The following is a 24,809-nucleotide window of genomic DNA, read 5'->3' on the forward strand; positions in this document are numbered from 1 at the left end:
GGGGATGGCGCCGGGTGGCGCCATCCGGTTTACCGGCTAGACCGAAGGGCGCCAGGTGACGTTGTGGATACCGAACTTCTCCGCCGTGGGTCGGCTGGTCTTCTTCACTTGTTCGCGCCCGAAGCGGCCGATGCGGCCCACCCCCGCGTCGCAGCTGGCCCAATGCCAGGCCTCGGCGTTGTCCATCTTGTCCTGGCGGATGATGAAGGACTTGGGGGCACCGTGCAGGGTGTATTCGATGACGAAGAGTTTTGCGTTGTTCATAAAGCGTTCAATCCTCCCTGTGATGCAGCAATGATCCCCCTGCGGCGGAAAAATTCACTCGAATTGCCCCAGCGGGCCGGCGAGCTGTCGAAAAATCCCGGCAGGCCCTCCAAACGAATGGATCTCGAGCACTACGGCATCGATTTGGCTAGTGCTGGCTGGTGGCTGCCTCGACGGCTGGTTACCATGGTCGCCCGCCGTCCCGCCGCGACCTTGCCATGGCCCTAGCCGCTCCTCCCGACCTCACCGACACCGCGATTCCCGTGCAGCCGCTGGCCCGTACCTACCCGCGCGGGTTGTTCGTCGAGCCCCATGAGCACGACTGGGGCCAGCTGCTGTATGCCATGAGCGGGGTGATGTGGGTCGAGACTCCCCACGAGGCCCTGGTGGTGCCGCCGCAGCGGGCGGTGTGGCTGCCGCCTGGCGTGGTCCATGGCATCCGCGTGGTCAGCGACCTGCAGATGCGCAATATCTACCTGCGTCCCTCCCTGGCAGCGACCCTGGATACCAGGGTCCAGGTGCTGCAAGTGGATACCCTGCTGCGGGAGTTGATCGTGCGCCTGGTGGAGCTCGAACCGCCCCAGCCGGACTACTACGAGGCCCTGGTGGGCCTGGCCCTGTTGGAGCTGCAACGGGCGCGGCGCTCGGAGTTGAAGATCGTCTTGCCCGATGCCGCCGACCGGCGCCTGTGCAGCCTGTGCCAGGCGGTGATGGCAGCGCCGTCCCTGGAGATTTCCTTCGAGCAGCATGCCGAGGCCGTCGGGGCCAGCGTGCGTACCCTGGCGCGCTTGTTCAAGGAACGCCTGGGCCTGGGCTTCGCCGAATGGCGGCGCCAGGTGCAACTGGCCACCGCGGCGGCGGAGCTGATCCAGGGCGTGCCGGTGAGCCGGATCGCCCGCGAGCTGGGTTATTCCCCCAGCAGTTTCAGCGACATGTTCCGCCGCGAGCTGGGCGTCGCCCCCTCGCAGTATGTCGCCGGCCAGCCCTCGGCCTGACCAGCGCCGATGCTTTGGCCGATAGCCTGAAGTACTTGGCCGATGCCACTGTCTCCTTGCCTCTAGAATCCACTCCATGCCTGTAGCCGCTGCCGAGCCTGTGAGGCTGCGTTCGGGGCCGCAGGACCGTGGCCCTGCGGGCCATGCGCAGCCTGCGGCAGCGGCTACACGAAGCGACGCTGTAGTTGCAGCCGAGCCCATGCACCACGGCCTTTTGGGAGTGAGCCATGAATTACCTGATGTCCCTGGCGGCCGGCCTGCTGGTCGGGCTGCTCTACGGTGCCCTGCAGGTGCGTTCCCCGGCACCGCCAACCATCGCCCTGGTGGGGCTGCTGGGCATGCTCGGTGGCGAACAGCTGTGGCCCCTGGGGCGCCAACTGTTCAGCCAGTGGCTGTCCTGATCGCTGATATCGACTGTTTTTCGACCCATGGAGTCTTTGATGAAAGCACTGCAATTTTCCGCCACCGGCGACCTCGCTTCCCTGCAACTGGTGGAGGTTCCGACTCCGGTCCCCGGGCCCGGCCAGGTATTGGTACGGATCAAGGCGGCGGGCCTGAATCCCAGCGATGTGAAGAATGTCCTCGGGCGTTTTCCCTACACCACGCTGCCACGGATTCCCGGACGGGATTTTGCCGGGGTGGTGGAGCAGGGGCCGGACGACTTGATCGGCCAGGAAGTCTGGGGCACCGGCAGGGACCTGGGCTTTTTCGCCGACGGCAGCCACGCCCAGTACGTGGTGTTGTCGGCCAGCGGCGTGGCGCTCAAGCCCCGGCACCTGAGCTTTGCCCAGGCCGCGAGCCTCGGCGTGCCCTATACCACCGCCTGGGATGCCCTGGAACGTAGCGGCGTGATCGCCGGTACCCGGCTGCTGGTGATCGGCGGCGGCGCCGTGGCCACTGCGGCCCTGGCCCTGGCCAAGGTTCGTGGCGCCCAGGTGCTGGCGGCGGCGCGCCGGCCGGAGCAGGTGCAGGCGTTGCAGGCCCAGGGCTATCCGGCGCTGCAACTGGCGCAGCCGGAAAACCTCGCCACCCAGGTGGGCGAGCATCATGCCGGCGGCGCCGAGGTGATCTTCGACACTACCGGCTTCTGGCTGCCGGCGGCGGTGCCGGCCCTGGCCACGTTCGGTCGGATCGCCATCATCGCCGCGCCGGTGGATGGCCATGTGCAGCTGCCGGCCCTGGCCCTGTACCGCAAGGGGTGCTCGGTGGTGGGGATCAATTCGCTGCTGTATGGCGTCGAGGAATGCGCGGCGATGCTGGAGCAGTTCGGCCGCTATTTCGACGAAGGCTTGCTGCCACTGCCCGAGGGTTTGCTGGAGTCGCCGCTGGAGCAGGGGCTGGAGCGCTATGCCGAGGTCAACCAGGGCGGTGGCGACAAGGTGATCCTGATTCCTTGAGGCGGGCAGGGCCGGGGGGGCATTGAAGGCCCTGCGGGCCTTGGCGCAGCTTCGCAGGCTCAGCAGCGGCTACAGGTTTGGATAGGGCCGATCACGGGGTCATTGCGGGACGCCGTGCTCCCAGGCCGACCAGTTCTTGAGGATGTCTTGCACCAGTGGGTTGCCGGCCCGGTAGAGGTTTTCCAGGGCCGGCACGAAACCGCCCTGGTCGGCGTACTTGAGCAGGTTGTCCACTTCGCTGGCACCGGGTGCCGGGCGGTCGAAGTCCGAGCCGGCGCGCAGTACCGCCAGGCGCTGGACGTCCACTCGGCCTTCGCGGCTGGCCCGCAGCAGCGCCTCGTAGGTGGAGTTGTCTTCCTGCTGGGTGGTGCAGTAAACGCCTTTGTTGTCGGTGAGCAAGCGGGTCCAGACCTCGGCTCGCTCGCTCAGGCGCGTGCCGGAGAACCAGGTGTTGCCGGCCAGGGTGTCGCAGCGGGTGACCACCGGCGGTTGGTTGGCCGGAGCCTGGGGATACTTCAGGCGCCAGGCTGCTGATTCCTTGCTTTCGCTCAAGGTCACCTTCTGGCTCAGGGCGAAGGCCTTGGCCTGGAGTTTCGGGTTGAGTTCGAACACTTCGGTCTTGTAGTCCAGGGGCGGTTTTTCATTGGGCCCCTTGGTGTTGATGCCCAGGTAACCGGTGGGCCATTCCTTGGGCGCATCACGGGAGTCGAGCTCCCACTGGGTGCCGAACTCCACCAGGTAATGGGCCCAGGCCGCAGTGCCGATGGTGCCCTGGTGCGGGCTGATGCCGGCGATACCGGCGATGAGGAAGTAGCTCTTGCGCAGGTCGAACTGCGGCGACAGCGCCAGGGCCAGGGTCGAGGCCGCGGCGTTGGTCTGGCCCATGCCGGTGGTCAGCAGGCACACCTGCCGGTCGTTGGTGCAACTGATGTCCGGGTATTCTCCGGCCAACCCCGGGACGCGCACCTTGTGCTTGAGCTCCAGGCGCTCGATCCAGTTCTGTGCCTCCGGAGCGAACATGCTGATCAGCACCACCTTGGGCTTGATCGGCGCCTCATTGGCCCAGGCCCCGCCGGCCAGCACCGCACTCAGGCCCACTATCCACGAAACTTTCTGCATGCCACGCATAACACCTCCATGATTGCCGTTGATCGGTGCTGATCCTGCTCGATCCAGGTTACACCGTGGTTGTCTTGCTGCTTGTCGCTCGAAACTTGCCGCTGTCGCTAAAACTGGTAGCCGACCCCGGCGTAATACCCCCAGCCGTTGGAGCGGGCGCGGAATTCGCCATCGCCGAAATTCAGCACGCTGCCGTCTTCCCAGTTGCCGCCGTTGTGGAAGTACCGGCCCACCAGGGTGAAGCGCAGGTGGGTGAAGGAGTACAGCAGCACATTGGTGGCCACGGTGGCATTGGCCGTGCGGGCCGGGTTGTCCTTGTGCAGTTCGGAGCCGAAATCGAAGTTGGTGAAGCCGATGTAGGTCAGCGAGGCGCCGTTGCTGAATTTGTCGATGGGCACGATGTACTTGAGCTGGGCGCGGTAGCCGTCCCAGGAGTATTCATTGCTGGCGCCATAGTTTTCCCACTGGTAGCGACCGTAGAAGTTGGCGGACAGGTTGACCCGCGAATGGGTGTCGATGTCGGTGCCCAGGCCGCTGTACAGGGTGTTGGCACGGTTGGCGGTGCGGCTGCCGTGGTCGTAGATCCAGTCGAAGGCCACGTACCACTCCTTGATCGGGCCGATGGCCAGGCTGCGGCCGGCCAGGTAGTCGATGGAGATGCGCGGTTCGTGTTCCATGAACAGCGGCGAACCGTGGTCCCAGATGCCCTTGTCGTGGCTGTTGCCGATATCGAGGATCTTCGGCAGGTCGATGTAGCCATACAGCTCGAACGGCCCCTTGCGTCCGAAGTATTCGTATTCCAGGTAGACGTCGTCCGCCGGGCGTGGGCCGAAGCTGATGTCCTTGCTGCCGATCAGCATCAGGTCCTGGTTGTACCAGTCGGAAAGGTAGGCGCCGGGCTTGGCCGGTTGTACGTCCTTGCTCAGGCCTTCGCCCTGGGCCGATTCGTCCGGGGTGGCGGGTTGGGCCATCAGGGCAGGGCTGAGTAGTCCGGTAACGATGCCCAGTAGCAGGGAAACGCTGCGTGGGTACGAAGGCGCGGCACGCCTGGAGGTAACGAGCATTGAAAATCCTTGTTCGTGCGGGGTGAGATCAGGTTTGGGTAATCATCGGCGAATGGCCTGGATTCCCTGGTGCGCAAACGTTTGCATGTGTCGTACCAACTGGTCTTTTTGCTACAGGATCGACGTGACCGGCCTGTTTGGGAAGGAAGGGGTGAATGGGGGCACCCTAAGGGTGCGACGCAGCGGCCTGTGCAGTGTTGTAAAAATTTTAAAACACCAAGGATCGCTGAAAATAAACGCTTTTTCCCTGATTTTTACCGAGATTAATCGATGCACCTTACCAAGGTATTAATGCTATTTGATGGTGCGCCTGGGTTGGGCAAGCTTTGCGGCGTCGTCTAGGTTACTGCCAGGGAAACTTAACCATCGGTCAGGTTTTTGCGGGTTGCTGCGTGTAGTAGAGGGATCTGAAGCTTCCGGGTAGTACGCGTTCCTACGTAATGAAAAAGCCTGCTCTCAAGGAAGGAGCTGCATGTGAACGCTCGCGCCAAGGATGTGCTGGTCAGTCTTTCGCCTTTGCCCCTGGCGATCCGTTTGGGCCTGGCCGGCCTGCTCTGGGGGCTGGCCAGCCCGGCCGCCATGGCCGCTTGTTCGCCGGCCAACCCCAGCGCCGGCAGCATCGTCACTTGCAGCGGCAATGCCACGGCGGTCCTCACCAACGCTTTCGCCACCTCGGCCGACGACCTGACGGTCAACGTCAACAGTGGCGCGACCTTCAACTCGCTGCTCGGCGGCACGGCGATGAGCCTCACCGGCCATAACGTCACCCTGAACAACAGTGGCACTATCGACCCGGCCCTGCTCGGGCTGGTGACCCTGCTCAGCAATGGTGCGGTCATCGGCAATGGCAGCGCCGCGACCGTCAACATCAACAACGCAGCCAGCGGTACCCTCAACGGCACCTCCGGCATCCTCGGCCTGAACCTGGGCACGCTCAACGGCATGGCGCTGAACATCAACAATGGCGCGGGCGGCGTTACTACCATCGTCAACAACGGCAGCATCGGTTCCTCGGCATTGCTGGGCCTGACCCTGCTCTCCGCCGATGCGCCGGTGGTGGCGGTGCGGGGCGGCTCGCAGGTCGACATGACCAACAACGGCACCCTGGTGGGCCGGGTGGCGTTCCAATCCTCGGCGGCTGGCAACAACTTCACCAACACCGGGCAGATCACCGGAGGCGTGTCCCTGGGGGCCGGCAGTACCAACAGCTTCACCGCAGTGACCGGTTCCTCGGTCAGCAGCGGCGGCGGGATCGGCATCGCCCTGGGCGGCCTGCTGGGGGTAGACCTGACATTTGCTGCTACCGGGCAGATCGACGGCGGCGCTGGTGGTTCCAACAGCCTGCTGCTGCAGAACACCCTGGGCGTGGGTGGCGGCACCACCGGCAGCGGTACGGTTTCCAGCGCCAACTACGTCAACTTCAACAACCTGACCCTCAACAGCGGCACCTGGACCTTGCAGGGGCCGGTGGTCAGCGGCAACACCACGCTCAATGGCGGGGTGGCCCTGTACAACAACAGCGCGACTTTCGGCAGCGGCCTGCTGACCTCCAATGGTGGTGTGCTGCAAGCCAGCAGCGCTGGCCTGACCCTGAACAACCTGATCGCCCTGGGTGCTGGCGGCCTGACCCTGCAAGGCAGCAACGACACCACCCTGGGCGGGGTGATTTCCGGTGGCGGCGGGCTGGTCAAGTCCGGCGCCGGGCAACTGACCCTCAATGGCGCCAATACCTACACCGGCAGCACCACCCTCAATGGCGGTACGGTGCAGGTGGGCAACAACCAGGCTTTCAGCATTTCCACCGTGACCCTGGGCGGCGCGGCCACCTTGAGCGCTCCGGGTACCGTCAACCTGGGCAACAATTTGGTGCTCAACAACGCCCTGAGTACCAGTGGCGTCGGCGCGCTGACCTTGTCCGGCGTGCTCAGCGGCAGTGCCGCGCTGAGCAAGGGCGGTACCGGCAGCCTGACCCTGAGCGGCAACAACACCGGCTTCAGCGGCACCACCAATCTCAATGCCGGCAGCCTGATCCTGGGCAACAACAATGCCTTGGGCAGTGGCTTGCTCAGTACGGCCGGCGGCACCACCCTGGATGCCAACACCGCCATCAACCTGGGCAACGCCCTGGCCCTGGCCGGCAACCTGACGGTGGGTGGCAGCAATGCCCTGACCCTGGGCGGCCTGGTCAGCGGTGCCGGTGGCCTGGTCAAGAACGGCAGCGCCGACCTGGTCCTCAATTCGGCCAATGCCTACCTGGGCAACACCGCCCTGAATGCCGGGCGCTTGATCGTCGGCAATGCCGGCGCCCTGAGCACCGGCACCCTCAACGCGGCGGCCGGTACGACGCTGGATGCCAACACCGCCTTGAGCCTGGGCAACAACGTCAACCTGGCAGGGGCCCTGACCATTGGCGGCAACCAGAACCTGGGCCTGTCCGGACAGATCAACGGTGCCGGCGGGCTGGTCAAGAACGGCGGGGCCAGCCTGACCCTGTCCGGCAACAACGGCTACCTGGGCAATACCAACCTCAACAGCGGTTCGCTGATCCTGGGCAGCAACCTGGCCCTGGGCCTGGGCGTGCTCAATACCGCCGCCGGCACTACCCTGGACAGCAGCACCGCGGTGTCCCTGGGCAATACCCTGAACCTGTCCGGCAACCTCAACCTGGCCGGCAGCAACGCGCTGACCCTCGGCGGGCTGGTCACCGGCACCGGGGGCCTGACCAAGAACGGCACGGCCAACCTGACCCTCAATGGCAGCAACACCTACCAGGGCGGAACCTTGCTCAACGGCGGCACCCTGACCCTGGGCAACAGCGGCGCCCTGGGCAGCGGCACCTTGACCGTGGGCAGCGCGGCGAACCTCGCCGGCAGCACCAGCCTGGACCTGCTCAATGCCATAGTGCTCAACGCTGACCTGACCCTGGACGGGCTCAACCCGCTGATCCTGGATGGCGATATCAGCGGTGCCTATGGCCTGGTCAAGAACGGTGGCGCCAACCTCACCCTCAATGGCAACAACAGCTACCAGGGCGGCACCTTGCTCAATGCCGGCAGCCTGACCCTGGGGAGCGCCACGGCCCTGGGCAGCGGTGCGCTGACCGTGGGCGGCGCCAGTTCGCTGAATGCCGGCAGTGCCCTGAACGTGGGCAATGCCATCAACCTCAACGCCAACCTCACGGTGGGTGGTAGCAATGCCCTGACCCTGGGCGGCACCATCGGCGGCAGCGCCGGGCTGATCAAGGGCGGCACTTCCAGCCTGACCCTCAGCGGTACCAATACCTACCAGGGCAATACCGCCCTCAACGGCGGCACGCTGATCCTGGGGGCCAACGGCGCCCTGGGCAATGGCACGCTGAATGCCGCCAACGGCACCAGCCTGGACGCCAGCACCGCGGTCAGCATCGGCAATGGGCTGAACCTGGGCGGCAACCTGACGATCGCCGGCAGCAATGCCCTGACCTTGGGTGGCGCGATCGGCGGGATCGGCGGCCTGATCAAGAATGGCAGCGCCGACCTGATCCTCAACGGCGCCAACGCCTACCTGGGCAACACCACCCTCAACGCCGGCCGGTTGATCATCGGTAACGCCAATGCCCTGGGCGGTGGTGCGTTGAATGCGGCCGCCGGCACCACCCTGGACAGCAACACCGCAGTGAGCCTGGGCAACCAGGTGAACCTTGGCGGCGGGGTCACTATCGGTGGCGGTGCCGACCTGACCCTGGCCGGAGTGGTCGGCGGGATCGGCAGCTTGATCAAGAACGGCAACGCCAACTTGACCCTGAGCGGCGTCAATACCTACCTGGGCGGCACCACGCTCAACGCCGGGACCCTGACCCTGGGCAACAATGGTGCCCTGGGCAATGGGGTGCTGACCGTAGGTGGCGCGGCGAGCCTGGACAGCGCACCAGGTATCAGCCTGAACAACAACCTGGCCCTCAATGCCAACCTGACCCTGCCCGGCAGCAACGACCTGACCCTGGGCGGGGTCATCGGCGGTACGGGGCAGTTGATCAAGAACGGCACCACCAACCTGACGCTCAACGGCATCAACACCTACCAGGGTGGCACCGCGCTCAATGCCGGGACCCTGACCCTGGGCAACAGCGGGGCCCTGGGCACCGGCGCCCTGACTGTTGGCGGCGCCGCGACCCTGGACAACAGCACGCCAATGGCCCTGGGCAACAACCTGACCCTCAATGCCGACCTGACCCTGGCCGGCAACAACAACCTGATCCTGGCTGGGGTGATTGGCGGCAGTTCCGGGCTGATCAAGGACGGCCTGGCGGACCTGTCCCTGAGTGGCAACAACACCTTCAGCGGACCCTTGAACGTGCTGGCCGGCAGTGTGACCACGCTTTCCAGCGGCGCCCTGGGCAACAGTTCCGGGGCCAACCTCAGCGCGGGCGCCAGCCTCAACCTGGGCGCCAGTGCCAGCCTTGGCGGGTTGACCGGCAGCGGTTCGGTGCAACTCAGCCCCGGGGTGGCGCTGAGTGTCGGCGGCGGCAACGCCAGTTCGGTGTTCAACGGTGATCTTGGTGGCAGCGGGCAGTTGACCAAGGTCGGCAGCGGCACCCTGACCCTGGGCGGCATCAATGGCCTGACCGGCAACAGCCTGGTCAGCGGCGGCACCCTGAAGGTCGATGGCTCCCTGGCCAGCGGCACGGTCAACGTCGCCAGCGGCGGCACCCTGGCTGGCGCCGGCTCATTGCAAGGCGCCCTGGATGTCGCTTCCGGCGGCCACCTGGCGTTGAGCTCGGGCAGTACCTTGTCGGTGGGTTCGCTGGTGCTCAACAGCGGTGCCAACCTGGACGCCAACCTTGGCGCGCCGTCCACCACTTCGCTGCTCAACGTCGGCGGCAACTTGACCCTGGGCGGCCAGCTCAACGTCAGCGATGCCGGTGGTTTCGGCGTGGGCGTGTATCGCCTGATCAACTACACCGGCAGCCTGGTGGACCTGGGCCTGAACGTGGCCAGCGTGCCATTGGGCTTCAACCTTGGCGACCTGGTGGTGCAGACCAGCGTCGGCAACCAGGTCAACCTGCTGGTGTCGGGAAGCGGCAGCAACGTGCGTTTCTGGGATGGCAGCCAGACCACGGCCAACGGCGTGGTCGATGGCGGCAGCGGCACCTGGGACTCGCTCGGCAACAATTGGACCTCGGTCAACGGCAGCCTCAACCAGACTTGGGGCAACGGCTTCGCGGTCTTCCAGGGCGCTGCGGGTACGGTCACCGTAGCCGGGGCGCAGAGTTTCACTGGCATGCAGTTCACCACCAGCGGTTATCAACTGGTGGGGGCCCCCGGTGGTTCGTTGACGGCGGTCAATGGCAGCGGCGGCAACACGGCGATTCGCGTCGATCCCGGCATGACTGCCACCCTCGGCGTGGCGATCAACGGCAGCGGGACCCTGGCCAAGCTCGACAGCGGCACCCTGGTACTCAATGGTGCCAACAGCTACAGCGGCGGCACTTCGCTGCAGGGCGGGACCCTGGTGGTGGGCAACAACAGCGCCCTGGGTACAGGTGCCTTGAGCACCGCCAATGGCACCACCCTGGATAGCAACACCGCGGTGACCCTGGGCAATGCCGTGACCCTGGCTGGTGCACTGAATATCGCCGGCTCCAATGCCCTGACCCTGGGTGGAGTGATCAGCGGCAACGGGAGCCTGGTCAAGAACGGCAGCGCCAGCTTGACCCTGGCCGGCAACAACACCTACCTGGGGCCTACCGCGCTCAACGCCGGTGGCCTGATCCTGGCCAGCAACACCGCCCTGGGCGGTGGTGCACTGGACGCAGCAGCGGGTACCAGCCTGGACGCCAGCACGGCGGTCAGCCTCACCAATGTGCTCAACCTGGCCGGCAACCTGGGCATCGGCGGTACCGCCGACCTGACCCTTGGCGGGATGATCAATGGAGCAGGCAGCCTGACCAAGAACGGTGCGGCCAACCTGATCCTGAACGCCAACAATGGCTTCACTGGCGGCACCTTGCTCAACGCCGGGACCCTGACCCTGGGCAACAACGGCGCCCTGGGCACCGGTGGCCTGACCGTGGGCGGTGCCGCGACCCTGGACGCCAGCAGTGCCCTGAGCCTGGCCAATGCCCTGACCCTCAATGCCAACCTGACGCTGGCTGGCAGTAACGACCTGACCTTGGGTGGAGTCATCGGCGGTGCCGGCCAGCTGATCAAGAATGGCCCGGGCAACCTGGTCCTGGGCGGCGTCAACAACTACCAGGGCGGTACCTTGCTCAACGCCGGCACCCTGACCCTGGCCCAGGCCGCGGCCCTGGGCAGCGGCGCGCTGACCGTGGGCGGCAACGCGACCCTGGCCAACAGTGCGCCGCTGGTGCTGAACAACGATTTGAACGTCAATGCCGGGCTGGCCCTGGCCGGGGCCAACGACCTGACCCTGGGTGGCGTGATCGCCGGCAGCGGGACCTTGACCAAGAACGGCGCGGCCAACCTGACCCTGAGTGGCAACAACAGCTTCAGCGGCCTGTTCGACGTGTCGTCCGGCAGCCTGATCACCCAGGGCAGCGGGGCCCTGGGCAACAACGCCAGGGTCAACCTCGGGGCTGGAACCAACCTTGACCTGGGCGCTTCCGCCAGCCTTGGCGGCCTCAGCGGCAGCGGTGCGGTGACCATCGGCAGCGGCAACACCCTGACCCTGGGCGCTGACAACCTGGGCAGTACCTTCGCCGGCGGCCTGAACGGTGCCGGACAACTGGTCAAGACCGGTAGCGGCACGCTCAATCTCGGCGGCAGCAGCAGCCTGAGCGGCAATACCCAGGTCAACGCCGGCACGCTGAACCTCAGCGGCTCCCTGGCCAGCAATACGGTCACGGTCAACAGCGGCGCGACCCTGACCGGTAGCGGCAGCCTGGGCGGCGCCCTAAGCGTGGCCGATGGCGGGCACCTGGCGCTGAGTTCCGGCAACAGCCTGTCGGTGGGCTCGCTGGTACTGGGGGCCAACTCCAACCTGGACGTGGGCCTGGGCACGCCAGTCAGCGGAGGCGGCAATGCCCTGGTCAATGTCGGCGGCAACCTGACCCTGGACGGCACCTTGAACGTGAGCGATATCGGCGGCTTCGGCACCGGCGTCTATCGCCTGATCAACTACACCGGGGCGCTCACCGACAACGGCCTCAACTTCGGCACCCTGCCCGGCAGCGTGGTGCCGGGCGACCTGCAATTGCAAACCGCCGTGGGCAACCAGGTCAACTTGCTGGTGAGCGCCCCCAACACCACGGTGCTGTTCTGGGATGGCTCGCAAACCACGGGCAACGGCGTGATCGACGGCGGCTCCGGTACCTGGGGCAGTGGCACCAGCAACTGGACCTTGGCCGACGGCAGCCTGAACCAGGCCTGGGCCGGCAGCTTCGCGGTGTTCCAGGGCAGCGCTGGCAACGTGACCGTGAACGGCACGCAGAACCTCACCGGCATGCAGTTCGTCACCGACGGCTACAACCTGGCCGGCGGTGTGGGCGGGGCGCTGAACCTGGTCAATGGCGGCACCGGCAATACCGCGATCCGGGTCGATCCGAATGCCACAGCTACCCTCGGCGTGACGCTCACTGGCGGCGGTACCCTGGCCAAGCTCGACAGCGGCACCCTGGTGCTCAATGGCAACAACAGCTACAGCGGCGGCACCTCGCTACAGGGCGGCACCCTGGTGGTGGGGGCCGACAACGCCCTGGGTACAGGCGGCCTGAGCACCGCCAATGGCACCACCCTGGACAGCAATACCGCAGTGTCCCTGGGCAATGGGCTGAACCTGGCTGGCGCATTGAACATCGGCGGTTCCAATGCCCTGACCCTGGGCGGCGTGGTCGGTGGCAGCGGCGGATTGGTGAAGAGCGGCAGCGCCAGCCTGACCTTGAACGGCGTCAATACCTACCAGGGCGGTACCTTGCTCAAGGCCGGGCAATTGATCCTGGGCAACAACAGCGCCTTGGGCACCGGAGCCCTGACGGTGGGCGGCAATGCCCAGCTCGACAGTCCGGTGGCCCTGCAACTGGCCAACGCCATTACCCTTGGCGCGCAGTTGAACCTGGCCAACCAGCAGGCCCTGACCCTCAGCGGCGTGATCAGTGGCAATGGCTCGCTGGTGAAGAATGGCAGCGGCGATTTGCTGCTCAGCGGCGCCAACACCTACAGCGGCGGCACCACGCTCAACGCGGGCACCACCCGCGGCGACGCCAGCAGCTTGCAGGGCTCGATCCTCAACAACGCCGCGCTGATGTTCCAGCAGAACGCCAATGGCACCTATGCCGGCAACCTCAGCGGCAACGGCACCCTGGTCAAGCAAGGCAGCGGCACGCTGTTGCTGACCGGCAACAACAGCTTTACCGGTACCACCCAGGTGCAGGGCGGCTCGTTGCTGGTGGACGGCAGCCTGGCCAGCGGCAATGTGCAGGTGGCCAATGGCGCCAGCATCGGTGGCAGCGGCCAGCTCAACGGCACCCTACAGTTGGGCGATGGCGCCAGCCTCAAGGCCGGCGGCAGTGCCACGCCATTGTCCGTGGGCGGGCTGGTGCTGTCTTCCGGCACCAACCTGGACTTCAGCCTGGGCCAGGCCACCAGTTCCACCACGGTGGTCAACGTGGCTGGCGACCTGACCCTGGACGGCACCTTGAACATCACCGATGCCGGAAACTTCGGCGTAGGCGTCTACCAGCTGTTCCGCTACGGCGGCAGCTTGACCAATAACGGCCTGGACTACGGCACCCTGCCTGGTAGCGTGCTGCCGGGCTCCCTGAGCCTGCAGACCGCCCTGGCCAACCAGGTCAACCTGCTGGTACAGGGTGCGCCAGGCCAGGTGCAGTTCTGGAACGGCGGCCAGACCACGGCCAACGGCAGCATCACTGGTGGTAGCGGAACCTGGGGTGGTTCGACCAACTGGACCGACCCCACCGGTACCCAGACCGAAGGCGCGGGCAACCAGTTCGTGATCTTCGGCGGGCAGGGCGGCACCGTGACCGTGGCCGGCAACCAGAGCTTCACCGGCATGCAGGTACTCGACAGCGGCTACAATTTCGTCGCTGGCAGCAACGGCAGCCTGAGCCCCACCAATGGCAGCGATGGCAGCCTGGCCAAGGTGCGGATCAACGGCGGGGTGGTGACCCAGATCGACGCACCACTGGTGGGCAGCGGCGGTATCGAGAAAACCGATGCCGGGGTGTTGCTGCTCACCGGCGCCAATACCTACACCGGCGGTACCACGGTCAGTGGTGGCACCCTGGCGGGCAACACCACCAGCTTGCAGGGACGGATGCTGGTCAACGCCCGGATGTTGTTCGCACAGAACAGCAACGGCGTGTTCAACGGCCTGCTCAGTGGTACCGGTACCGTGGTCAAGCAAGGCGCGGGGCTGTTGCAACTCAATGGCAACCAGCCCTTCAGCGGCACCCTGGCGGTGGAGCAGGGCACCGTGCAGATTGGCGACGACCCGGCTTCCCTGGCTGGGCAAGTGGTGGTCAGCAATGGTGCGACCCTGGCTGGCAACGGCAGCGTCGGGGGGCTGGTCAACAATGGCCTGGTGAGTTCCGGCGGGCCAATCGGCAAGCTGGCGGTCGCCGGCAACTTCAGCAATGGCAGCACCGGCACCCTGCAGTTGACGCCGACTTCGGCCAGCAGCCCGGCGTTGCAGGTCGGCGGCACTGCCAACCTGGCGGGCAACCTGCAGGTCACTGGCTTGAACTATGGTGGCGCCAACACCAGCTATGCACTGATCAACGCCGGTGGCGGTATCACCGGTACCTTCAGCGGCAGCAACTTGCCGCAACTGGTGTTCTTCGACACCTCGCTGGTGTACGACGCCAACCAGGTGAACCTGAATGTCAATCGCAACCAGACCAGCTTCGTCGACGTCGCCCAGACCTCTAACCAGCGTGCGGTGGCCGCGGCCCTGGGGGCTTACTCGGGGGATGACGACGATCCGGCCGACCAGTTGAACGACCAGATCCTCGGCCTGGACCGCGCCGGGGCGGTGGATGCGTTCAACAGCCTGTCCGGGGAGATCCATGCCAGCACCGTCAGCGCCTTGCTGGAGGACTCGCGGTATGTGCGCGACGCCCTCAATGACCGGATGCGCCAGCCTGGCTGCTCCAGCTCCCAGGACGACCCGCGGCAGGTCCTGGCCAGCCGCGAGAACCGCCTGAGCAGCAGTGGTTGCCAGGGCGAGATGGTCGGCTGGATGCGGGTACTCGGCACCTGGGGTGACATGGCCGGCAACAGCAATACCGCCAAGCTGGACCGCAACCTCTCGGGCTTCATGCTCGGCAGCGACCGCCAGCTGGACGATACCTGGCGGGCCGGGGTCGCTGCCGGTTATACCCGCAGCGACCTGTCGGCCCACCGGCTGCAATCCGATGCCAAGGTCGACAGCACGCACCTGGGTGCCTACCTCAACTCCCAGTTCGATGCCGTGGCCGTACGCCTGGGAGCGGCTTACAGCTGGCATCGGATCGAGACCAAGCGCGACGTCAATGTCGGCACCTACAGCGATCGGCTCAAGGCGCACTACAACGCCCGCAGCGCCCAGGTCTTCGGTGAGGTGGGGTATGCGATGGACGCTGCAGGCGTAGCCCTGGAGCCATTCGTCGGGCTGTCCTATGTCAACTACGACAGCAACACCGGCAAGGAGAAGGGCGGTGCGGCGGCGCTCAAGGCCAAGGCCAGCCAGGACGTGACCTTCTCCACCGTCGGCATACGGGCCGGCAAGCGCCTCACCTTGGGCAATGGGCACCAGCTCACGCCACGGGTGGGCCTGGGCTGGCGCCATGCCTATGGCGACACCAAGCCGGATGCCGACCTGACCTTCATCGACGGTGGCACCTCCTTCACCACCCAGGGCGTGCCGATCGCCAAGGACAGTGCGCTGCTGGAGGCTGGCCTGGACTACCAGATCACCCCGGCCGGCAAGCTGGGCATCGGTTACTCGGGGCAGGTGTCCGACAAAACCAAGGACCATGCCATGACCCTCAACTTCACCCTCGACTTCTGACTGTCTTGGGTGTTCGGCAGCCGCCTTGCGAGGCGGCTTTGTCGTTTCCTGGCGGCCATTCAGGGTTGCCGACTGTCGCTGGGACGCCATTGGTGGGGGCCGGCGCTCTTGCACGCTGCGGGGCGTCGCCATGCTCGCCGGGCATGACCGAAATCATTGTCGGCGCCGAAGCTGATATGCCGTGCTAGTTGGCCGAAGGCTCTTCTCGATATTAAAAATGCACTGGTTCTTGATTGGTATTAACTAGCGCCAAAGTTGAGCGTTGGTGTGCTGGACTTGACCTGTTGCAAGTTGTCGGGGGCTCCGATCACCTTGCCTGGTATTGAAATAAAATTGTAACAGCTGCGCGTAAGTATATCTGGAGGATGAGTGTGCCCGGGATGGACTCATTCAGGTCTGGTTAAGTTTGAATATGATATTTGCGAAGCAATGTAGTTGGGTTTAATGATAAGCCCCGGTTTGCCATGGGCGTGGCCAGGATAGAAGTCATGGGTGATGAACAGCGTCAGGTCAGGATCATGACCGTCCTGCAACTGATAATTAATGCCCCTGATGCAATGCGGGTCCGCGCGGCTGCGGCCTATGCCCATGGTTATATCGATGGACTCTTCGATGAAGGACAACTCTCGGTACAGTCTGCCCAGGATATGAAGTGGGTGGCACAGATGCGACGTGACAAGCGATTGTCGGATTTGAGTATTTGATCGCTGCAAGCGGTTCCAGAGACAGGGCCCGAATACTCATTCGCTTATTGGCAGAGCGGCAATATGCTCGCCCGCAGAATATGGGTTGGCGTGCCTGATCCTGCTTTGGACAAAGTCCGGCCAGCCAGGCTTCGGCCCGCACGGCCCCAGGCTCCGCGCCTGCTTGTGAACGCGGATTTTCATGGCTGGCAGCCTCGTCGGATGGCCGTTATCGTCGGTACCTCGATACCGGCGTCACCATGCCCCCTCTTTTCGGTGCTGTTTTTAAAGTGCATGTTTTTAAAGCGCATATTTTTAAAGTGCACGAAGTCTTCCTGTAACGATCAAGTGCTCGGGCCAGGGGTTTTTCGGGAACTTCGAGTGACAACATATAAGAATTTTAGTTGTCGTGGATGGCTCTGTGGCGGGTGTAGCCTGTCAAAAATGCAAGTCTGCATTTGGATGGTGAGACATCTCCTGGAGCTATTCGATACTCCGGGATAAGTTTTTTTGAGTGTTCATTCGGTTTTTCAGTTGCCCTCGCCATATCCTTGGGGTGGATTGGTTAACTATAGTGAAGGTGGTGGTTTCATCGGCTGGACTACAGGCAGGCAACATTAATGCTGCTTATAGCAAGTTTCGGCAAATGCCGTGAATGCTGTTCGAACATTGATTGGCTGCAGGAAAGTCTTCGTCATATTTCTGTCGCGTGAAAGCTTGGCGCTTTGCTCCAGGTTCACTGTTCGGGTAGTCAAGGTATATGCAGAAAGATCAGGACAAGCAGGGAATTCCCGGCATGCAACTCACTGTTGCCGATATACAGCGGGCAATGCTGGATGCCTCTTGCGATTGCATCCACGTGCTGACGCCCGATGGCGTGCTCCTGGCCATGAGTGAAGCCGGATGCGTGGCCTTCCAGATCTCGCAGGCCCAGGTCAGGGGTACGGCCTGGGTACCGCTGCTGCCTGCTGCGACCCACGAGGCTGCCCATGAGGCCCTGGCCTCGGCGGCGGCGGGGCTCTGCGCGCGTTTTGCCGGCTACAGCGATGCCCACGGCAAGATCATCCACTGGGACAATGTACTGACCCCCACCCTTGATCGGCAGGGGCGGGTGCACAGCATCGTGTGCGTGTCTCGCGACGTGACCGAACAGGTGTTGCTGCAGCAGGAGCTGAACCAGGCGCTGGTGCGCGAACAACTGCTGACGGGTGAAAGGCTGCACCGGATCAAGAATCTTTTCACCGTGGCCGATGCGGTGGTCATGATGGCTGACAGGGAAGCCCGCAGCACCGGTGCCCTGGACCGGTTGGGCAAGCTTGCGGCCGACAAGCTGCGGGCGTTATCCAGGGTCTACACCCTGGTTCTGGATAGCGAGGGGGCCAAGGCTGTGGACATGGCGGCCTTTGTCGGTTCCGTACTGCAACCTTTCGGCAGCCAATGCCGATTCAGCGGTACGGCCGAGCACGTCCCAGGGCCGCTGGCCAACCTGTTGGCGCTGCTGCTCCATGAGCTGGCGACCAATTCGGTGAAACATGGCGCCCTCAGCATCGCCGAGGGCGGGGTCGACATACGTTGGGCCAGCCAGGAAGGTTGGCTGAACCTGGATTGGGTGGAGAAGGGCGGGCCGGCGATTTCCGCCCCACCGGTTCGCTATGGCTATGGCTGCGAGCTGATCGATGAGCTAGCGATCGTCGCTGGCGGGCGCATCGAGCGGAACTGGTCTGCGCAGGGGCTGCGGGTGGCATTGAGGCTCTCATTGGCTGGCAAGTAGGCACGGGCCAGGGTTCGGTGTGGGGGGGGGCGGACGGATACGGTACCGCCGAGACTGTCTCGCGGCTGGCTTGCCAAGTCTTGAACCGGGCAGACCTGTGCGAACGCCGAGAGATTGCTCAACGTTCCGGATGGGGCCGACCCGTGGCAATGAACGACCACGAGTTCTTGCTTGCCGCTAGCTATCACTCGAGCGAGTCGGCCTTATGCTGCGGCTAGCCAGGGGCGTACCTGATGGCGCCGCTCATGATGATTCTCGCGTTGGGCTGGCCATTACCTTAAGGAATACACGCCGGCTTCTTTTCTATTATCCAGTAATGGCAACCCTGGCTAGGATCTGGGCAGCCTGGCGGCCGTTGTCGCCGTCCAGGCGCCACAACAATAAATGCCGAGGGATAGTCATGAGCAGTTCCACGCCCTGTCGCCTGGACCAGGTCCAACAACTGGATGAGTCCGATCCACTGGCCTTTTGTCGCCAGCGCTTTGCCTTGCCGCAACACAAGATCTACCTGGACGGTAACTCCCTGGGGGCGATGCCGGCCCATGTGCCCGCGCGAATCGAGCAAGTCCTCAAGGAGGAATGGGCCCAGGGGCTGATCAACTCCTGGAACGATGCCGACTGGTATCCGGCACCGCAACGCACCGGAGCGCGCATTGCGCATCTGGTCGGTGCCCAGGCGCATGAAGTGATCGTTGCCGACTCGACCTCGATCAACCTGTTCAAGGTGCTGGTGGCCGCGTTGCGCATGCAGCCGCAACGTCGGGTGATCCTGGCGGAAAACGGCAATTTCCCCACCGATGTCTACATCGCCCAGGGGGTCTCGGAATTGACGGGGTGCCAGTTGCAGTGCGTCGATCCCGAGCAGGTGATGGAGGCCCTGAGTGAAGAAGTGGCGGTGCTCTCGCTGACCCATGTCAATTTCAAGTCCGGCCGCCGCTACGATATGGCGGCCATTACCGCCCGTGCCCATGAGTTGGGGGTCCTGGTGGTCTGGGACCTGTGTCATTCCGCCGGGGCCATGCCGGTCCGCCTGAATGCGGCGGGCGCCGACTTTGCCGTAGGCTGCGGCTACAAGTACCTCAATGGCGGACCCGGGGCTCCGGCTTTCGTCTTTGTGGCCGAGCGCCATATCCCTCATTTGCGCCAGCCGCTCACAGGTTGGCATGGCCATGCCAAACCCTTCGACTTCACCCATGAATACCAACCGCATCCGAGCCTGGACCGGATGCTGGTGGGCACTGCGCCACAGTTGGGAGTGCTGGCCCTGGAAGCGGCCCTGGAAGCGTTCGATGGGGTCGACCTGCAGGTACTGCGAGCCAAGAGCGAGGCCTTGACCGAATTGTTCATCACTCTCTGCGACCAGCAGTTGCAGGGCCTGGGTGTGACGCTGTGCACGCCCCGGCAGGCCGAACAGCGCGGCAGCCAGGTCTCCCTGAGCCACCCCCAGGCCTATCCGGTCATGCAGGCCCTGATTGCCCGGGGCATAGTCGGTGACTTCCGTGCACCGGACATCCTGCGTTTTGGTTTTGCACCGCTGTACAACCGTTACCAAGAGGTGTGGGAGTGCGTGGGGGCACTGCGGGAAATCCTCGTGAGCGGCGAGTGGAACCAGCCGCAGTTCCTGGCCCGTAAATCGGTGACCTGACCCCAGTGCCTAGCCTTGGAGCAAGCGTGTCATGACAAAAACAACACACACCTTCAAACAAGTGGCAGACCGTGAGAAAGGCCTCAAGCAAACCTTGAGCAGCGGCCAATTGTCGATGATCGCCATTGGCGGGGCCATCGGTACCGGGCTGTTCCTGGGTAGCAGTTTTGCCATCGGTTTCGCCGGGCCCAGCGTGCTGGTGAGCTATGGCATCGGCGCGGTGATCGCGCTGTTGCTGATGGGGTGCCTGGCGGAAATGACCGTGCGTCACCCGACTTCCGGGTCTTTCGGTTCGTTCGCCGAGTTTTATGTGGCGCCCTGGTTCGGCTTCGCCATGCGTTACGCCTACTGGGCTTCCATCGTGTTCGCCGTGGGCACGGAAATCACCGCCGCGGCGATGTACATGAAGTTCTGGTATCCGGATGTGCCGGGAGGCTATTGGATGCTGGGCTTCTCCCTCGCGCTGATCCTGGCCAACGCCTTCAGCGTCAAGGTATTTGGCAGCATCGAGTACCTGTTCTCGCTGCTCAAGCTGTGCGCCATCGTTGCCTTCATCCTGTTGGGGGCCTGGGTGGTGTATGACGCGCCCATGGAATCGGGTATCGGCCTGGCCAACTACAGTAATGACCGGGGCTTCTTTCCCAATGGCGTCTGGGGTACCTGGGTCGCAGTGATCGTGGCCTTCTTCAGCTACCTGAGCATCGAGATGATCGCGGTAGCGGCGGGCGAGGCCAAGGACCCCGAACGCGCTGTGACGCGGGCGTTTCGCATTACCGTGGTGCGCCTGGTGGTGTTCTACCTGCTGACCATCGCCCTGGTCCTGGCCATCGTGCCCTGGGCGCGTAATACCGGCGGGGAAAGCCCCTTTGTCATGGTCATGGCGGCCAGCGGCATCCCTTATGCCGGTGGGGTGATCAATGCAGTGATCCTGGTGGCGGCGCTGTCGGCGATGAACAGCCAGTTGTACATCACCACCCGGCTGATGTTCAGCCTATCCCGGGCTGGCCAGGCACCGGCGATTTTTGGTCGCCTGAGCCGCAATGGCGTGCCACTGGCAGCGCTGTTGCTGTCATCCCTGGGCATTGCCCTGGCCACCTTGTTGTACCTGGCCTATGCCGAGCAAGCCTTCACGCTGATGATGTCGATCGCGATGTTCGGGGCCATGTTCACCTGGGCCGGGATCTTCCTCACCCACTTGTGCTTCCGTCGCCAGCTGGGCAGCGAACCCCTGGCCTTCAAGCTCTGGGGCTATCCCTGGACCAGCCTCGGTGGCCTGTTGCTGATGTTGGCGGTGATGGTCACGACGTTGTTCACCGAACCGTTCTTACTGACCCTGGTCTGCGGGTTGCCCTTCCTGGGGCTGATCCTGTCGATCTACTACCTGCGGTTTCGCGGCAAGCGGGCCGTTGACGCCCAAGCCCCCAAGCCGCTGCCGCTGCGACAACCCTGAGCGGTACTGCCTCTGTAGACGCTAGCGAACCTGCGAAGGCTGTAAAGCACCGTTGCCCTGCGAGTCGTACGCGGCCAGGGGCAGCGGCTGGACGAGCGCGCTGGCACACAAGCCTTCATTTCCTGGATCGCTCGGTTCCGGTGGCTCCATGTCCCCCAAGGGAGCCGGGCGGCTGCACTGCATCACCCATGACAAAAACAATAAATCACCAGAGGTTTTGCCATGCCCCATGTCTCGCGTTCTCTATCGCCATTGCTGTTGCCGCTATTGGGCTGCTTGCCCTGGACAACCCAGGCTGCCGAGCCGGGCTTCATCGAGGACAGTCACCTGAGCGTGCTGGCCCGCAACTACTATTTCAATCGCAGCATTCAGGATGGTCGCGCGGATCGTAAGGATTGGACCCAGGGTTTTATCGGGCGCTTCAGTTCGGGGTTCACGCAGGGCTCCGTTGGCGTGGGCGTGGATGCCTTTGCCTTTCTGGGACTCAAGCTGGATGCCTCCGGCGGCAAGACCGGCACCTACAATTTGCCGATCCACGACAACGGCAAGCCGGCGGACGAATACTCCAAAGCCGGTGCCGCGCTCAAGATCAAGGTCTCCAACAGTGTGCTGCGCTATGGCGAGCAATCGGTGGATACCCCGGTGTTCGCTATCGGTCACAACCGCTTGATCCCGCAAACCGCCACCGGCTTTGCCCTGGATAGCCAGGAGCTTGACCGGCTCAAGCTGCAGGCCGGGCACTTCACATCGGCCACCGGTCATGTCACCACCAACAGCAGTGGTGATCTGTGGGCGTTCTATAGCGGTGTCACCACCCCTTCGGTGGACTACGCCGGTGGCCAGTACCAGTTCACCCGGGACCTGGGTGCCAGCCTCTACGTTGCGCGCTTCCAGGACATCTGGAACCAGTACTACGCCAACCTCAACGGCCGCACCGACTTGGGGGAAGGGCAGCAGGCCGGCTTCGACCTCAACCTGTATCGCACCCTCGACACTGGCCGCTCCAAGGCCGGGGCCATCAACAACACCACGCTGGGCGCTGCGGTGTTCTATGGCCTGGGCGCTCACCGTATGACCCTTGCCTTGCAGAACGTCGATGGCAACACCCCGTTCGACTACCTGGGGGTCGGTGACCTGGATCGCAACGGTCGCAACGGCCGCGACCAGGGCGCCTCGATCTACCTGCCCAACTCGGTGCAGTACTCGGACTTCAACGGGCCCAACGAACGCTCCTGGCAACTGCGCTACGACCTCTCCCTGGCCAGTTATGGCGTGCCGGGCTTGAACCTGATGACCCGTTACCTGCGGGGCTCCGGGATCGACGGCACGCACACCCCGGCCGGCAGCGCCTACGCCGGGATGTATGGCAAGGATGGGGTGCACCGGGAGATCAACGTCGAGGCACGCTATGTGGTGCAGAGCGGCCCCTGGAAGGAGCTGAGCCTGCGCCTGCGCCAGACCTGGCACCGGGCGAATGTGGCCCAGGGCGAGGGCAATATGGATGAGTTCCGGCTGATCACCGACTACCCGATCGATATTTTCTGAAGACACCTGAAACGCTCAATGCCGTCGCCCCGCGAGGGAGCGCGGCATTGTCGGCTCCTGGAGTCGATGCCGCAGCGAGGGCCTAGGGGATTGCCGCGGCTTTTTTCTCGACGAGCGCGGCACCCATGACCAACATCTCGGGCAGGTCCTTGCGCTGCTCTGGCGAGGCCAGGCCCAGATGCTGGTCACCTTGCCAGAGCTCCCCCGCCACGATTCTCAGGTCGAGTCCGGTTTGCACTGCTCGGACCGTGATGCTGCAGCGCAGCCTTGCTATTTCTACGCGCAGCACAGCCCTGGATCTTGCTATCAGGGCGCCGATGGCTGGAACCGGCCGCGAGCATGGGCCGGACTTGATCGCGGCGCTGGCCAGGAGGCCGCTGGAGCCTGGTTCAAGCCGTGGGCTCGATCTCGGCTTGTGGCTTTTGCCGAATGCGGTTCATCAGCCCCAACGCCAGCCCAGCCAGCAGGACCGGAGTGGCAATCCACAGGAAGAAGTGCTCCAGGCTCCCGGCATTGCTGAAGATCCAGCCCCCCAGCATCGAGCCGGTAATCGAGCCCGCACGCCCGGCCGCCAGGGCCCAGGCCACGCCTGTGGCCCGTGAGGCGGTGGGGTAGAGGATAGCGGCCACCACGCTGAGATTGTTCAGGGTGCCGGTGAGGCTGAAACCGGCGAGGAAGACGATGACCAGGGTGCCGACAGCGCCGTGCAGTTGACTGCCGGTCAGGGCCAGGGCCGCCGCCGCGCCCAGGCACAGCCAGGGCAGGATGCGCAGGGCGCCGATGCGATCCATCAGCAGCGCCATGGCAATACCGCCCAGCACCCCGCCAAGAGGAATCATCGCGCTGATCCGGGCTGCGTCAGCGGTGTCATAGCCGCTGGCGTGCAATACCGTGGGCAGCCAGCTGGTCAGCAGGTAGAACACCAGCAGGCAGCAGAAGAAGGTCAGCCAGAGCAGCAGGGTGCGGGGCATCTGGCCCTGGCTGAACAGGGCCGATAATGGCGAGCGCCCCAGGCTGGCCGGAGCGTCCCCGGCAAAGCGCACCTGCTGCCAGTCGGTTTCACCGCTGATCCGCTCGACGATGCGGCGCAGGGCCACGGTATGGCGCGGGTTGTTGGCCATGAAGCACACCGATTCCGGCAGGGCAAAATACAACACGGGCCATAGCAGCAAAGGGGCGATGCCGCCGATGACCAGCAGGCCCTGCCAGCCCACCGTGGGCAGCAGTGCCCCGGCCACGCCACCCCCCAGGGCCAGGCCCAGGGTGAAGCCGGAATAGCTCAGGGTCACCAGCAGCATGCGGCGTCGCGTCGGGGAATATTCCGAACTCAGGGTAATGCAATTGGGCAGCACGCCGCCCAGGCCGATGCCTGTGATGCAGCGCAGGCCGGCCAGTACCTCGATCGAAGGCGACAGGGCCGAAGCCAGGGTGCCCAGGGCAAAGATCAGTACACAGATCAGCAACACGCTCTTGCGCCCAAGGCGGTCGGCCAGAGGCCCGAAGCAGAAGCTGCCCAACAGCATGCCGAACAATCCGGCGCCGAAGGCCGGGGCCAGTTGCGCCCGTTCGATGCCCCAGTTCCGGATCAGTTCCGGGGCGATATAGCCGATGGCCGCGGTGTCGAAACCGTCCATCACAAGGATCAGGAAACACAACAGCAACACCCGTATCTGCAGGGCAGAAACCGGGCTGCGATCGATGATCTCGCAAGGGTTTTGCGTACGCTGGTGCATGGTGGCTCCTTATTGTTGGTGTTCTGGGCGCAGCGCTCGCCAACCCGGACTCTGGGAACCGCCGGATGGGGCTTTTGGGCATTTTTTTAAGGCAGCCCTCTCACTACGGCAGGCTCCGGCTTGCGGCCAACCCGGTTTT

Annotated in this window: 14 protein-coding genes; 9 read left to right on the forward strand and 5 right to left on the reverse strand. The window is 64.3% G+C overall.

Annotated elements, in window-relative coordinates; translation table 11 throughout:
• Positions 1–36 precede the first annotated feature (36 nt).
• Positions 37–264: a DUF6555 family protein gene (locus AC3WK8_RS27110; RefSeq protein ID WP_085596394.1), complete on the reverse strand. Its 228-nt coding sequence runs from the start codon at positions 262–264 to the stop codon at positions 37–39.
• Positions 265–482: 218 nt separating this feature from the next.
• Between AC3WK8_RS27110 and AC3WK8_RS27115 the strand changes: the two genes are divergently transcribed.
• The 3 genes from AC3WK8_RS27115 (at position 483) to AC3WK8_RS27125 (ending at position 2,656) form a co-directional block, all read left to right on the forward strand.
• Positions 483–1,259, forward strand: coding sequence for an AraC family transcriptional regulator (locus AC3WK8_RS27115; protein WP_053138064.1), 777 nt, complete (start codon positions 483–485; stop codon positions 1,257–1,259).
• A 227-nt stretch (positions 1,260–1,486) separates the two neighbouring features.
• Positions 1,487–1,660, forward strand: coding sequence for a DUF1427 family protein (locus AC3WK8_RS27120; protein ID WP_103323787.1), 174 nt, complete (start codon positions 1,487–1,489; stop codon positions 1,658–1,660).
• Between the two features lie 39 nt (positions 1,661–1,699).
• Positions 1,700–2,656 (forward strand): quinone oxidoreductase family protein, encoded by a 957-nt coding sequence (locus AC3WK8_RS27125; protein WP_103323788.1) that lies wholly within the window; start codon positions 1,700–1,702, stop codon positions 2,654–2,656.
• Positions 2,657–2,755: 99 nt separating this feature from the next.
• On the opposite strand, the gene AC3WK8_RS27130 is transcribed toward AC3WK8_RS27125, so the two are convergent.
• The gene (locus AC3WK8_RS27130) at positions 2,756–3,775 is read right to left on the reverse strand and encodes a purine-nucleoside phosphorylase (RefSeq protein ID WP_404942585.1); all 1,020 of its coding nucleotides are present in this window, start codon (positions 3,773–3,775) and stop codon (positions 2,756–2,758) included.
• Between the two features lie 107 nt (positions 3,776–3,882).
• A complete protein-coding gene (locus tag AC3WK8_RS27135) occupies positions 3,883–4,839 on the reverse strand; it encodes a nucleoside-specific channel-forming protein Tsx (RefSeq protein ID WP_103323790.1) in 957 nt (318 codons plus the stop codon).
• Positions 4,840–5,313: 474 nt separating this feature from the next.
• On the opposite strand from AC3WK8_RS27135, the gene AC3WK8_RS27140 reads away from it, so the two are divergent.
• From AC3WK8_RS27140 to AC3WK8_RS27165, 6 genes are all read left to right on the forward strand, one after another.
• Positions 5,314–15,843: an autotransporter-associated beta strand repeat-containing protein gene (locus AC3WK8_RS27140; protein ID WP_404942584.1), complete on the forward strand. Its 10,530-nt coding sequence runs from the start codon at positions 5,314–5,316 to the stop codon at positions 15,841–15,843.
• A 488-nt stretch (positions 15,844–16,331) separates the two neighbouring features.
• The gene (locus AC3WK8_RS27145) at positions 16,332–16,547 is read left to right on the forward strand and encodes a hypothetical protein (protein ID WP_085653195.1); all 216 of its coding nucleotides are present in this window, start codon (positions 16,332–16,334) and stop codon (positions 16,545–16,547) included.
• A gap of 775 nt (positions 16,548–17,322) precedes the next feature.
• Positions 17,323–18,297 (forward strand): PAS domain-containing protein, encoded by a 975-nt coding sequence (locus AC3WK8_RS27150; protein WP_158091415.1) that lies wholly within the window; start codon positions 17,323–17,325, stop codon positions 18,295–18,297.
• Positions 18,298–18,697: 400 nt separating this feature from the next.
• Complete coding sequence (gene kynU / locus AC3WK8_RS27155; protein WP_068578603.1) at positions 18,698–19,942, forward strand: kynureninase; 1,245 nt, start codon at positions 18,698–18,700, stop codon at positions 19,940–19,942.
• A 31-nt stretch (positions 19,943–19,973) separates the two neighbouring features.
• Positions 19,974–21,392, forward strand: coding sequence for an amino acid permease (locus AC3WK8_RS27160; protein ID WP_103323791.1), 1,419 nt, complete (start codon positions 19,974–19,976; stop codon positions 21,390–21,392).
• A gap of 222 nt (positions 21,393–21,614) precedes the next feature.
• The gene (locus AC3WK8_RS27165) at positions 21,615–22,937 is read left to right on the forward strand and encodes an OprD family porin (RefSeq protein ID WP_103323792.1); all 1,323 of its coding nucleotides are present in this window, start codon (positions 21,615–21,617) and stop codon (positions 22,935–22,937) included.
• An 82-nt stretch (positions 22,938–23,019) separates the two neighbouring features.
• On the opposite strand, the gene AC3WK8_RS27170 is transcribed toward AC3WK8_RS27165, so the two are convergent.
• Both AC3WK8_RS27170 and AC3WK8_RS27175 read right to left on the reverse strand, forming a co-directional pair.
• Positions 23,020–23,226 carry a hypothetical protein gene (locus tag AC3WK8_RS27170; protein ID WP_103323793.1) on the reverse strand — a complete coding sequence of 69 codons (207 nt, stop codon included), beginning with the start codon at positions 23,224–23,226 and terminating at the stop codon, positions 23,020–23,022.
• A 100-nt stretch (positions 23,227–23,326) separates the two neighbouring features.
• Entirely contained in the window at positions 23,327–24,670 is a 1,344-nt protein-coding gene (locus AC3WK8_RS27175) for an MFS transporter (RefSeq protein ID WP_103323794.1), read from the reverse strand.
• Positions 24,671–24,809: the final 139 nt, after the last annotated feature.

Source organism: Pseudomonas sp. FW507-12TSA (assembly GCF_058781435.1).